This window comes from Enterococcus sp. AZ188 (genome assembly GCF_050544075.1).
Taxonomy (GTDB): Bacteria; Bacillota; Bacilli; order Lactobacillales; family Enterococcaceae; genus Enterococcus_D; species Enterococcus_D entomosocium.
Genome location: NZ_CP172943.1, coordinates 3,415,001 through 3,427,788, shown reverse-complemented (window position 1 = coordinate 3,427,788; position 12,788 = coordinate 3,415,001). Strand labels below are relative to the sequence as shown.

General features: G+C 45.1%; 9 protein-coding genes, 1 rRNA gene and 1 pseudogene (1 of these 11 cut by a window edge). All 11 read left to right on the top strand.

What is annotated here, in order from left to right; translation table 11 throughout:
* The first annotated feature begins 11 nt into the window (after window positions 1-11).
* Entirely contained in the window at window positions 12-1,643 is a 1,632-nt protein-coding gene (locus IGI86_RS15845; protein WP_430617534.1) for a polysaccharide biosynthesis protein, read from the top strand.
* Window positions 1,630-1,896: an RNA-binding S4 domain-containing protein gene (locus IGI86_RS15840; protein ID WP_005230745.1), complete on the top strand. Its 267-nt coding sequence runs from the start codon at window positions 1,630-1,632 to the stop codon at window positions 1,894-1,896. The genes IGI86_RS15845 and IGI86_RS15840 overlap by 14 nt, the downstream gene beginning before the upstream one ends.
* Window positions 1,897-1,979: 83 nt before the next feature.
* Window positions 1,980-2,426: an FtsB family cell division protein gene (locus IGI86_RS15835; protein ID WP_005233351.1), complete on the top strand. Its 447-nt coding sequence runs from the start codon at window positions 1,980-1,982 to the stop codon at window positions 2,424-2,426.
* 74 nt (window positions 2,427-2,500) lie between these two features.
* On the top strand, window positions 2,501-2,944 hold the full coding sequence (locus IGI86_RS15830; protein ID WP_005233352.1) for a S1 domain-containing RNA-binding protein: 444 nt from the start codon (window positions 2,501-2,503) through the stop codon (window positions 2,942-2,944).
* A 100-nt stretch (window positions 2,945-3,044) separates the two neighbouring features.
* Window positions 3,045-4,445, top strand: a complete 1,401-nt coding sequence (gene tilS / locus IGI86_RS15825) for a tRNA lysidine(34) synthetase TilS (protein ID WP_430617958.1) — start codon at window positions 3,045-3,047, stop codon at window positions 4,443-4,445.
* A 19-nt stretch (window positions 4,446-4,464) separates the two neighbouring features.
* Window positions 4,465-5,010 (top strand): hypoxanthine phosphoribosyltransferase, encoded by a 546-nt coding sequence (gene hpt / locus IGI86_RS15820; RefSeq protein WP_005230750.1) that lies wholly within the window; start codon window positions 4,465-4,467, stop codon window positions 5,008-5,010.
* A gap of 73 nt (window positions 5,011-5,083) precedes the next feature.
* Window positions 5,084-7,085: pseudogene (gene ftsH, locus IGI86_RS15815) on the top strand (ATP-dependent zinc metalloprotease FtsH); the annotation flags it as partial.
* A gap of 249 nt (window positions 7,086-7,334) precedes the next feature.
* Window positions 7,335-8,216, top strand: a complete 882-nt coding sequence (gene hslO / locus IGI86_RS15810) for an Hsp33 family molecular chaperone HslO (protein ID WP_005233356.1) — start codon at window positions 7,335-7,337, stop codon at window positions 8,214-8,216.
* On the top strand, window positions 8,217-9,230 hold the full coding sequence (gene dusB / locus IGI86_RS15805; RefSeq protein WP_144330818.1) for a tRNA dihydrouridine synthase DusB: 1,014 nt from the start codon (window positions 8,217-8,219) through the stop codon (window positions 9,228-9,230).
* 96 nt (window positions 9,231-9,326) lie between these two features.
* A complete protein-coding gene (gene lysS / locus IGI86_RS15800) occupies window positions 9,327-10,820 on the top strand; it encodes a lysine--tRNA ligase (protein WP_430617533.1) in 1,494 nt (497 codons plus the stop codon).
* 663 nt (window positions 10,821-11,483) lie between these two features.
* Window positions 11,484-12,788: ribosomal RNA gene (locus tag IGI86_RS15795) — 16S ribosomal RNA — on the top strand (it continues 255 nt past the right edge of the window).

The window sequence follows — 12,788 nt, the reverse complement described above, 5'->3', positions numbered from 1 at the left end:
GAACCAGAGGGATGCCGAAATCACAATTGAAGCGTACGATGGAAGGGGCGTTTATTTTAACGATCGCTTCCTTTATCGCAAAAATCTTAAGTGCCGTTTATCGGGTCCCTTTTCAGAACCTGGTAGGCGACGAAGGGTTTTATGTGTATCAACAGGTCTATCCGATTTATGGATTGGCAATGACTTTGGCGTTGTCAGGTTTGCCGCAGTTTATCTCCCGCATTGTTGCTGAAGAACCTGATCCTTTGAAAAGCAAGGAGCGGCTGCAAGCGTTGACGCCTTATGTGCTTTGGTCGGCGATTGGCTTATGGGCTGTGACCTTTTTATTTGCCGGTCCAATCGCGCAAGTGATGGGGGACCATCAACTGGCAGGCTTGATTCGAGTCGTTTCCTTTACCTTTTTGTTTGTCCCACCCTTGACCTTTTATCGAGGAATGTTTCAAGGAAATCTACAAATGGTGCCAACCGCAGTGTCTCAAGTTGTAGAGCAGCTGCTTAGAGTTGGTGTGATTTTAGGTGCTGCGGCAGCTTTCCAGCAATTGGGCTGGACGATTTATCAAACGGGGACTGTCGCCATGATGGGTGCCTTAGTCGGGGGCCTTGCGGCGTGGTGGATTTTAAGTTATTATAGCCGACAAATCAACGGCAAACGCCTATCGCTATGGCATAAACCAGTCACCCGTACAGGAGAAAATACCGCTGTGTTATCCGCCTCGTTGAAAAAAAGGTTCTTCTTAGAAGGCGGTCTGTTGACGATTTATAGCGGCTATTTGATCTTGTTCCAGTTAGCGGATTCGTTTTTATTGACCAATGCGCTAGAAGCGGGGGGATTGACGGCACAAGCAGCCCGGATTTCGAAAGGGATCTATGATCGCGGACAACCCCTCGTCCAACTAGGTCTTGTGGTGGCGATGGCGTTAAGCTCGACGTTTTTGCCAACGTTGACCAAGTATTTGACGGTAAAAAATCAGCAGCTGTTTGAAAAGTCGGCAAAAATGTATTTGCGCCTAACGATCGGGATTGCTTCGGCTTCTGCGGTAGGGTTAGCGATTTTGCTGCCTTATATCAATTTTGCCTTATTTAAAGACGGATCTGGCAATGTTGCGCTGGTATTGTTTGTCTTTTCCATCGCTCTGATGGCGACGATTCAAGCCTATCAAAGCATTCAACAAAGTCGCAATACCTATACCTTCGGCTTGCTCGCTGCGGGGATTGGTCTTTTGGTCAAATGCCTATCGATGTGGCCACTGACCGCTTCTTATGGGACTGCAGGAGCAAGTATCAGTACGCTGTTGGGGTTAGGCGCGACCTTATGCTGTTTTGTGGTTTCCGAACAGCGTCGAGCACAAAGTAGCATCAATCGCTTTTGGTATGAAGGAAATTATGGAAAAAAATTATTTCTTTGTTTAGGGATCATGACAAGCGTGCTATTCTTATATTATAGCTTCGTTGCGATCTTATTGAACGGTCCTTTGACCCATCGACTACAGGCGCTGATTTTTTGCCTAGGCGGTGTCGGTCTGGGAGGCGCAGCCTTTATCGGGGCAGCGATCAAAATCAAATTGTTAACGATTCGCGAATGGCTGTTAGTTCCATTTGGAAAGAAACTATTAAGAAGAGGTGAAAAACATGAGATTAGATAAATTTCTTAAAATCTCCCGCATCATCAAGCGTCGCTCTGTTGCCAAAGAAGTGGCAGACAAGGGACGTATTCAGATCAACGGCAAATTAGCCAAGTCAAGCAGTGACGTCAAAGTAGGCGATACTATGCGTATTCAGTTCGGGAATAAGGTCTTGGAAGTAAAAGTCAATGAATTGCATGAATCGACGAAAAAAGAAGACGCTGCAAAAATGTATGAGATTGTTTCAGAGGAAAGAATCTCAGAAAATGCTTGATTTTTACGGCATTTTCAGTTAGACAAGCTTTGCGGATGTTGGTATAATGTAAAAAACAAAGACAGCGACGGGAGCGAGTTCAGGTGGCAAAAGAATCAAATAAAAAAATAGAACTATTGCAGACCGATTATGCGAAAGAGCAATTTGCCAAGTTTGAAAAAGAGCGGCGGCAAGTCGTGTTTCGCCGACGTCGGCTGGTGGCGTTTTTCGTGGCGGCATTAGCGATATTTGCAGTCGTGGGGATTCAGATGTTTAACGACCAAATGCGCCTGCAAAAACTAAAGGAATACAAGGCGGAAACAGTCGCCGAACAAAAAGAAGCTGAACAAAAAGTGGCTTCATTGGAGCGAGATGTTGCCTTATTGCAAGACGATGAGTATGTGGCAAAATTGGCCCGCAGCCGATTCTTCTACTCAAAAGATGGCGAAAAAATTTATCCTGTCTTGCCCGATGGAACGGATTCTCAAAACACTAATGAGCGTTCTGCGCAAAGCGAACAAGAATCATCATCCACAGAGTCACAAGATTAAGCAATGTCATACCTACTCAGCGCAGTAGTTTGAATTATTTTAAATGGGTAAAAATTAGGAGGAACATTTTTTATATGTCAATCGAAGTTGGAGCGAAACTAAAGGGCAAAGTGTCTGGTATTACAAATTTTGGTGCGTTCATTGATCTTGGTGAAGGGAAAACTGGTTTGGTGCATATCAGTGAAGTATCAAACGGATTCGTCAAAGACATTCACGACGTGTTGTCTGTTGGGGATGAAGTGACAGTACTTGTTACGGCAATCGGCAACGATGGGAAAATTGGACTATCGATCCGCAAAGCAGAAGATAAGCCGGAAGAAAAACGTGAATACCCGAAAAAAGAATTCAATCGACCAAATCCGAAAAAATCTTTTTCACGCAATCAAACTACGAATGTAAATAAACAAGACTTCGATTCATTGATGAGTTCTTTTCTAAAAGATAGTGATGATCGTCTTTCATCATTACGTCGAAATACAGAAGGAAAACGCGGTGGCCGCGGCGGACGCCGTAACTAAACATGAATAGCAAGTTGGAAAAAGCTGAAACAAAACTGTTGGTTCGTTTTGTTTCAGCTTTCTTTCTTGTGGGTCTACCAAATGAGAAGGAGGGCGAATGATGGTCATTCAAACCGTTCGAGGGCAACTCACTGCCATCGATCCTGAAAACAAACGCCGCTTTTTGCTGGCGGTATCAACGGGAGTCGACTCCATGGTCTTGCTGCAGGTCTTTTGTCAGTTGTTTCCCGAAATGCAAAAAGAGCAGGTCTTTGGTGTGGCACATGTAAACCATCAATTGCGTCCAGCATCTGCTGAGGAAGCTGCTTTTTTACGGCAGTACTGCCAAGAACGCGGCATTCCTTTTTATGAGCGATGCTGGGAAAATCCGCCAGAAACCGGCATAGAAGCTAGCGCTCGGGACTTTCGCTATACGTTTTTTGCCGATGTCATGTCCCGAGAAGGCTATGATGTTTTGCTGACTGCTCACCACAGTGATGACCAAGTAGAAACGATGCTGATGAAGATGATGCGAGAAGGCCGCTTGCAATCGGCTGGCGGGATGCAGCAGCAGCAGCCTTTTCACGCTGGAATCCTGTTGCGGCCGTTGCTTAGTGTCAGTAAGACAGCGATTTACGACTATGCGCAAGTACAGCAGATTCCCTACTTTGAAGACGAAAGCAATCACGAACCGCTGTATTTGCGAAACCGACTACGCCAGCAAGTAGTGCCGGCATTAAAAGCGGAAAATCCGCAACTGTTGCCGCATTTTCAACAGCTTTCTGTAGAAATGCAGTTCGCCAATCAGTTGATCCAGCAAGAGCAGCAGCAATGGTTGTCTGCGTTCGTTCAACAGCAAGCTACTCGCTTAGTGATCGATCTGCAACAGCTGCCGACGTTTTCGCCGGCGCAGCGCTATTTTTTCTATGCGGGGTTTTTGCAACAAGCAGAAGCCTTTACAAAGCATCCACTCAATCAAAAACAGCTGCCACAGCTATTGCGTTTGCTAGACGAAAAGAAAGGGCAATGGCAATTGGCGTTGCACAAACAGTGGCAGCTGCGGCGCAGTTATGACCAATTACTATTGGAACCTGTAGCTGTTTCCCAAAAGCCTGCAACGCCGTTGACAGAAGTCAGTCAGCGTCTGGTTTTAGGGGAGGGGATCTATCTTTCTGAAAAGGAATGGATTGGGTATTTTCCGATAAATGAACAGCATATTCCCAAAAAAATCACAAATTGGTCAGAGTTTTCCCAAGATTTACCGCTAAACTATTCCTCTGAGCTGATCGTACGTAAGCGTCAGCCAGGAGACCGAATCCGCTTGGCGCGTGGCCTGACCAAAAAGATCAGTCGTTTTTTTATCGATTCAAAAATTCCTAATGAAGAGCGAGAAAAAAGTTGGGTCGTCACAAACCTTGATAAACAGGTGATTGCCTTACTACCTCATGCATTTTCCTATTTGAGTATTGCGCCAGAAACTGATAAAATACACTACATACTTCTTTATAAATATCAGAAGTAAGAGTTGGAAGGAGAACTTTATGCTAGATAAAGATATTGAGAAAATTTTGATTTCCCGTGACGAAATCAAAAATCGTTGTGTGGAACTTGGTCAAGAATTAACGGCGGCTTATGCGGATAAAAATCCTCTAGTCGTAGGTGTACTGAAAGGTGCCGTTCCTTTCATGGCAGACATCGTTCGTGAGATGGATTGTTACTTGGAGTTAGACTTCATGGATGTCTCGAGTTATGGCAATGCCATGATTTCATCTGGAGAAGTCAAAATCATCAAAGATTTAGATACAAATGTTGAGGGCCGCGATCTTTTGATCGTTGAAGACATCATTGACAGTGGTCGCACGTTGGCTTATCTGGTAGATCTATTCAAATACCGTAAAGCGAAATCAGTGAAAATCGTGACGTTATTAGATAAGCCGGAAGGCCGTGTTGTTGAGATCGATGCTGATTACGTCGGCTTCGATGTGCCAAATGAGTTTGTTGTTGGATATGGACTGGACTATGCAGAGCAATATCGAAACTTACCTTACGTTGGCGTCTTAAAACCTAGTGTTTATCAGTCAAATTAGTGACTGTTCTAAATCAATTGTGATACAATTAAATGGTCAGGATTGATAAAACAAAATAGCCAGGGAGGTACGCATGAATAAGAAAAATAACGGTATGGTAAAAAATACCTTATATTATGTACTTGTCTTGTTGGCGATGGTCATGGTCGTTTATTTCATTTTTGGAAATGGCAATCAGCAGACCCCAACGATCGAGTACTCCACGTTTACAGAACAACTGAAAGACGGGAAGGTCAAACAATTTACTGTCCAACCCGCTAACGGTGTTTATCGAATCGTGGGTGAATACAATGAAGAACAAACTGTCAGCAATGACAACAGCTTGTCTGTTTTAGGCAATACACAGGCGAGTTCGACCCGCTTTTCAACGATCATTTTACCAAATGATTCTACGCTGAGCGAAGTCACCAGTCTGGCCTCAGCACAAGGGGTCAAAACTACCATCGAAGAAGAATCCAACAGTGGTATTTGGTTATCGCTTTTGGTTAGCTTCTTACCACTTGTGATCATCATTTTCTTCTTCTATATGATGATGAGCCAACAAGGCGGCGGCGGTGGCGGTGGCGGCCGTGTGATGAACTTTGGCAAATCAAAAGCCAAAGAAGCGGACAAAAAAGCCAACCGCGTACGTTTTTCAGACGTAGCCGGTGCAGAAGAAGAAAAACAAGAACTTGTCGAAGTCGTGGAATTCTTGAAAGATCCTCGACGTTTCGTTGAATTAGGTGCCCGTATCCCAGCAGGTGTCTTACTTGAGGGACCTCCGGGAACCGGGAAAACGTTGCTAGCCAAAGCCGTTGCCGGTGAAGCTGGCGTACCGTTTTACTCGATCTCTGGTTCAGATTTCGTTGAAATGTTTGTCGGTGTCGGTGCAAGCCGGGTACGTGACTTATTTGAAACAGCGAAGAAAAATGCACCAGCCATCATCTTTATCGATGAAATCGATGCCGTCGGTCGCCAACGTGGTGCCGGTATGGGTGGCGGACATGATGAGCGGGAACAAACATTGAACCAATTATTGGTTGAGATGGATGGTTTTGATGGGAATGAAGGCGTGATCGTCATTGCCGCAACGAACCGTTCGGATGTTCTAGATCCAGCGTTGCTGCGTCCAGGTCGTTTTGACCGTCAGATTTTAGTTGGTCGTCCAGACGTGAAAGGCCGTGAAGCAATCCTCCGTGTTCATGCTCGGAACAAACCTTTATCAGATGATGTTGATTTGAAAGTCGTTGCCCAACAAACACCGGGCTTTGCCGGTGCGGATCTGGAAAACGTCTTGAACGAAGCCGCCTTAGTTGCTGCTCGTCGTAACAAGAAAAAAATCGATGCTTCAGATATCGATGAAGCAGAAGACCGCGTGATCGCTGGTCCTGCGAAGAAAGACCGTGTCATCAACAAACGCGAACGTGAAATGGTTGCTTACCATGAAGCAGGACATACCATTGTTGGTTTAGTCTTGAGTCGTGCCCGTGTGGTACACAAAGTAACCATCATTCCTCGGGGGCGAGCTGGTGGGTACATGATCGCCTTGCCGAAAGAAGATCAATTCTTGATGACTAAAGAAGATATGTTTGAACAAATCGTTGGCTTGCTAGGTGGACGTACGGCTGAAGAAATCATCTTCGGTGTGCAATCAACGGGGGCTTCCAATGACTTTGAACAAGCAACTGCGCTTGCAAGAAGCATGGTGACAGAATATGGAATGAGCGATAAATTAGGTCCAGTTCAATATGAAGGAAACCATCAAGTCTTTGTCGGTCGCGATTACGGTCAAACAAAAGCATACTCTGAACAAGTTGCCTTTGAAATTGATCAAGAAGTTCGCAAGATTTTAATGGATGCCCATCAAAAAGCCCATGAAATCATTGAAGAACATCGTGCCCAACACAAATTGATCGCTGAAAAACTACTTGAACATGAAACATTGGATGCTAAAGCAATCAAATCCTTGTTTGAAGAAGGCAAAATGCCTGCAGGGACTGAAAGCTCTGAGTATCCTAGTGAAAAAGCCCAAACGTTTGAAGAAGCGAAACGTGCGCTGGAAGAAAAAGATGCAGAGAAGCAAGCTGCAGAAAAACACAGCGAAGATGCATCATCAAACGATTTTGATCAACAATTGGAAGACGTTCGCCGCAATAGCGAAAGCCAACCGACTGATCAAGAAAACAAAGATGATAACGCCTAAAACAAGACGTATCAAGGCGCCGAGGAAACTCGGCGCCTTTTTGTTTCTATTTAAGAAGACTTTTCTTAAATTCAAACACATTCAGTTGAAAAAAGCGGCGCTTCCTAGTATGATTCATTAATGAATAAAAAGGAGAATCAAGATGAAGGATTATTTAGTAAAAGCACTCGCATATGACGGCTTCGTCCGAGCATACGCCGTATCGGCAACAGAGACGATCGCCGAAGCACAACGACGCCATGAAACATGGAATACGGCATCTGCTGCTTTAGGGCGAGCGATGGTGGGAAGTTTGTTATTAGGCAGTACCTTAAAAGGGGAAGACAAATTGACCGTCAAAATTCAAGGAAATGGTCCTGCTGGGGCAATCGTCGTAGACAGCAATGGCCGTGGGGACGTAAAAGGATACATAAAAAATCCACAGATCAGTCTGCCATTGAATCCTCAAGGAAAATTGGATGTTCGGGGCGCAGTGGGAGACCAAGGAATTTTTACCGTAATCAAAGACTTAGGGCTAAAAGAACCTTTCTCTGGACAAACACCGATCGTCTCTGGGGAACTTGGGGAAGACTTTACTTATTATTTAGCAGTGTCAGAACAGATTCCTTCTGCTGTTGGTCTGAGTGTATTAGTAGAAACCGATGATTCGATTCGGGCAGCCGGTGGATTTATGCTACAGATCATGCCTGGTGCCAGTGAAGAGATCATTGATGCCATCGAAAAACGTTTGGGAGAATTGCCTCGAGTGTCAACCTTGATCGATGAAGGCCAATCACCAGAAGAGGTCTTAGCGACATTGTTACCAGACACGACGATCGAAGTACTAGAAAAAATGCCCGTCCAGTTCCACTGTGATTGTACGAAAGAAAAATTTGCGACAGCGATCATCACCTTAGGGGCTGAGGAGATCCAAGCAATGATCGATGAAGATCATGGGGCAGAGGCAGTCTGCTCGTTTTGTGGCAACAAGTATCATTTTGATGAAACGGAATTGGCGGCGTTGAAGAAAGAGGCGGAAGCGTAAGTGAAAGATAGACAGACATGGCAGATCGGCTCGGTTGAGATTCCTAACCGCGTCGTCGTTGCGCCAATGGCGGGGATCACCAATTCTGCGTTTCGTGTGACAGTCAAAGAATTTGGCGCGGGTTTAGTCGTCTGTGAGATGATCAGTGATCGAGGGATTCAACTGCGTAACAAGAAGACCCTTGAGATGCTGTTTATTGACGAGACCGAGCATCCTCTTAGTATTCAGATTTTTGGTGGGAATAAAGCATCCTTAGTAGAAGCAGCGCAATTTGTCGCAGAGAACACAACTGCCGATATCATTGATATCAATATGGGGTGTCCTGTAAACAAAATCATCAAAGCAGAAGCTGGTGCGAAGTGGCTTTTAGATCCCGACAAGGTTTATGAAATGGTCCATGCTGTTTCCAGTGCGATCGACAAGCCCGTTACCGTCAAAATGCGGATCGGTTGGGATGAGCAGCACGTCTTTGCGGTTGAGAATGCCCAAGCCGCGGAAGCAGCGGGTGCCGCAGCAATCGGTATGCATGGCAGAACCCGTGTACAGATGTATGAAGGATCGGCTGATTGGGACGTTTTAAAACAAGTGAAGCAAAGTATCACCATTCCCTTTATGGGCAACGGCGATGTCAGAACCCCTGAAGATGCGAAACGAATGTTGGAAGAAGTCGGCGCTGATGCAGTGATGATCGGACGGGCAGCCTTAGGCAATCCGTGGATGATCCACCGCACCAAGCAATACTTGGAGACAGGCGAGTTGTTGCCGGAACCAACACCACGAGAAAAAATTTCGACAGCGAAACTTCATTTAGAACGGTTGGCTGATCTAAAAGGGGGAAAAATCGCTTCGCGAGAATTCCGCCAACATGCTGCGTACTACTTAAAAGGTATTTCACGGGCAGCCAAAGTGAAGGCAGCTATCAATCAAGCAGAAGATAAGCAAACGATTTTTGATTTATTGGATGCATTTGTAGAGAAGACCGAAAAACAGCCGGTAGCAACTTTTAAGGAATAAGAAACAAATCAAGTCGATTCGAAAGTTCGGCTTGATTTTTTGCGTCATCATTGGCATTATAAGAAGGAAACCCAAGTTAAGAATGGAGGAAAACTCGTGACAGAGGAACGACAAACACAAGAAGAATTGAATGATCAAATGTTGGTTCGCCGTGAAAAGATGGAAAAACTACGGGAAGAAGGCATTGATCCTTTTGGCAAGCGATTCGAACGCACCCATAATTCTGCCGAGTTACATGAGTTATTTGATCAAAGAACCAAAGAAGAATTAGCCGAAATGAATCTTTCAGCAAGCATTGCAGGAAGAATCGTTACAAAACGTGGAAAAGGGAAGGCTGGTTTTGCGCATTTACAAGACCGCGAAGGCCGTATTCAAATATATGTACGTAAAGACCAAGTCGGGGACGAACCTTACGAAGTATTCAAGCATGCAGATCTAGGTGATTTCTTTGGTGTATCTGGTGAAATCATGAAGACCGATACTGGCGAAGTGACCATCAAAGCCAAAGAAATCGTGATCTTATCCAAAGCATTGCGTCCATTGCCAGACAAATACCATGGCTTGACGAACGTAGAACAACGCTACCGTCAACGTTACTTGGATTTGATCAGTAATAAAGAGAGCTTTGATCGTTTCATGAAACGAAGCCAAATCATTAGCGAAATTCGTCGTTACCTTGACGGACATGGATATATCGAAGTCGAAACGCCAGTATTGCATAATCAAGCAGGTGGTGCAGCGGCTCGTCCCTTCATTACACACCACAATGCCTTAGACATGGATCTGTATTTACGGATCGCACTTGAGCTTCACTTGAAACGATTGATCGTGGGTGGCATGGAAAAAGTCTATGAGATCGGCCGCGTTTTCCGAAATGAAGGAATCGATACGACCCATAATCCCGAGTTTACGATGCTAGAAGCGTATACAGCATATACAGATTTCAAAGATGTGATGGATTTGACAGAAGGCATTATCCGTAATGCTGCTGAAAAAGTCTTGCATACAGCAACGATCCAATACGATGGACAAGAAGTCGATTTAGCTAGCGACTTTGCACGAATCCATATGGTCGATGCAATCAAAAATCAAACAGGTGTTGATTTCTGGCAACCAATGTCCGTTGAAAAAGCGCGTAGTTTAGCAAAAGAACATCATGTTGAAATCACTGATGCCATGACTGTTGGCCATATCATCAATGAATTCTTTGAGACATTTGTTGAAGAAACGTTACAGCAGCCAACCTTTGTCTTTGGTCATCCAGTGGAAGTTTCGCCATTAGCGAAAAAGAATCCAGAAGATGAACGCTTTACGGATCGCTTTGAATTATTTATCGTTGGTCGTGAATTTGCGAATGCCTTCACGGAATTGAATGACCCAATCGATCAAAGAGAACGTTTTGAAGGACAAGAAAAAGAGCGCGAAGCAGGAAATGATGAAGCCCATGGGGTGGATGAAGATTTCTTAGAAGCACTTGAATACGGTATGCCGCCAACTGGTGGATTAGGGATCGGGATCGACCGCTTAGTGATGCTGTTGACCGATGCACAATCGATTCGTGACGTTTTATTATTCCCGACAATGAGATAAAAAAGCTCCGTCCACTCGCAAGAGATGGGCGGCTTTTTTTCTTGTCTGCTGGATCAGGGAGAAAAACAGTGAGGAATTAGAGGGGAAAAAGCCAGGGTAATTGCTAGAAAACGGATTAAATGCGAACGATAAAAGCTGGATTCAATGTGATTAGACGGGTTTGTAAAAATTAAAAAAAGCCATAGAAAATGATTGACCGCAAGGGATTTAGTTGGTATATTATTACATGTGCCAAATGACTGAAATGAATTCGTAAAAAGAATTGAAAAAAGTGGTTGACGCACAGCTCGACAGATGATATTATAACGAAGTCGCAATTTTAAAATAGTTAATCGACGTTGATACATCAACAAATTTAATTAAAGAAAGTTGTTGACAAATAACAAATCATTTGTTATTCTAATGAAGTCGCTGAGACAGCCGCTGCGAAGTTGAAAAACAACGAGCGAAAAAAACTTTTTAAAAAAGAGTTGACAATCAAACGTCGCTCTGATATGATATAAAAGTTGCTAACACAGCACTGTAGACCTTTGAAAACTGAACAAAGCAAGCAAACGAACCAATGTGTAGGACGTTTCAATTTATTGAAACAAATACATGCAAGCAATAGCTAGCAAAGTTAATTTTTATGAGCTTAATGACCGTATGGTCATTCAAACAAATCATTATGAGAGTTTGATCCTGGCTCAGGACGAACGCTGGCGGCGTGCCTAATACATGCAAGTCGAACGCTTTTTCTTTCACCGGAGCTTGCTCCACCGAAAGAAAAAGAGTGGCGAACGGGTGAGTAACACGTGGGTAACCTGCCCATCAGAAGGGGATAACACTTGGAAACAGGTGCTAATACCGTATAACACTATTTTCCGCATGGAAGAAAGTTGAAAGGCGCTTTTGCGTCACTGATGGATGGACCCGCGGTGCATTAGCTAGTTGGTGAGGTAACGGCTCACCAAGGCAACGATGCATAGCCGACCTGAGAGGGTGATCGGCCACACTGGGACTGAGACACGGCCCAGACTCCTACGGGAGGCAGCAGTAGGGAATCTTCGGCAATGGACGAAAGTCTGACCGAGCAACGCCGCGTGAGTGAAGAAGGTTTTCGGATCGTAAAACTCTGTTGTTAGAGAAGAACAAGGATGAGAGTAAAACGTTCATCCCTTGACGGTATCTAACCAGAAAGCCACGGCTAACTACGTGCCAGCAGCCGCGGTAATACGTAGGTGGCAAGCGTTGTCCGGATTTATTGGGCGTAAAGCGAGCGCAGGCGGTTTCTTAAATCTGATGTGAAAGCCCCCGGCTCAACCGGGGAGGGTCATTGGAAACTGGGAGACTTGAGTGCAGAAGAGGAGAGTGGAATTCCATGTGTAGCGGTGAAATGCGTAGATATATGGAGGAACACCAGTGGCGAAGGCGGCTCTCTGGTCTGTAACTGACGCTGAGGCTCGAAAGCGTGGGGAGCGAACAGGATTAGATACCCTGGTAGTCCACGCCGTAAACGATGAGTGCTAAGTGTTGGAGGGTTTCCGCCCTTCAGTGCTGCAGCAAACGCATTAAGCACTCCGCCTGGGGAGTACGACCGCAAGGTTGAAACTCAAAGGAATTGACGGGGGCCCGCACAAGCGGTGGAGCATGTGGTTTAATTCGAAGCAACGCGAAGAACCTTACCAGGTCTTGACATCCTTTGACCACTCTAGAGATAGAGCTTCCCCTTCGGGGGCAAAGTGACAGGTGGTGCATGGTTGTCGTCAGCTCGTGTCGTGAGATGTTGGGTTAAGTCCCGCAACGAGCGCAACCCTTATTGTTAGTTGCCATCATTTAGTTGGGCACTCTAGCGAGACTGCCGGTGACAAACCGGAGGAAGGTGGGGATGACGTCAAATCATCATGCCCCTTATGACCTGGGCTACACACGTGCTACAATGGGAAGTACAACGAGTTGCGAAGTCGCGAGGCTAAGCTAATCTCTTAA

Bases quoted from the DNA above. Each gene is read 5' to 3' on its own strand.
- hslO (WP_005233356.1), top strand. From the start codon at position 7,335: ATGAAGGATTATTTAGTAAAAGCACTCGCATATGACGGCTTCGTCCGA.
- hpt (WP_005230750.1), top strand. From the start codon at position 4,465: ATGCTAGATAAAGATATTGAGAAAATTTTGATTTCCCGTGACGAAATC.
- IGI86_RS15840 (WP_005230745.1), top strand. From the start codon at position 1,630: ATGAGATTAGATAAATTTCTTAAAATCTCCCGCATCATCAAGCGTCGC.
- IGI86_RS15830 (WP_005233352.1), top strand. From the start codon at position 2,501: ATGTCAATCGAAGTTGGAGCGAAACTAAAGGGCAAAGTGTCTGGTATT.
- IGI86_RS15845 (WP_430617534.1), top strand. From the start codon at position 12: ATGCCGAAATCACAATTGAAGCGTACGATGGAAGGGGCGTTTATTTTA.
- tilS (WP_430617958.1), top strand. From the start codon at position 3,045: ATGGTCATTCAAACCGTTCGAGGGCAACTCACTGCCATCGATCCTGAA.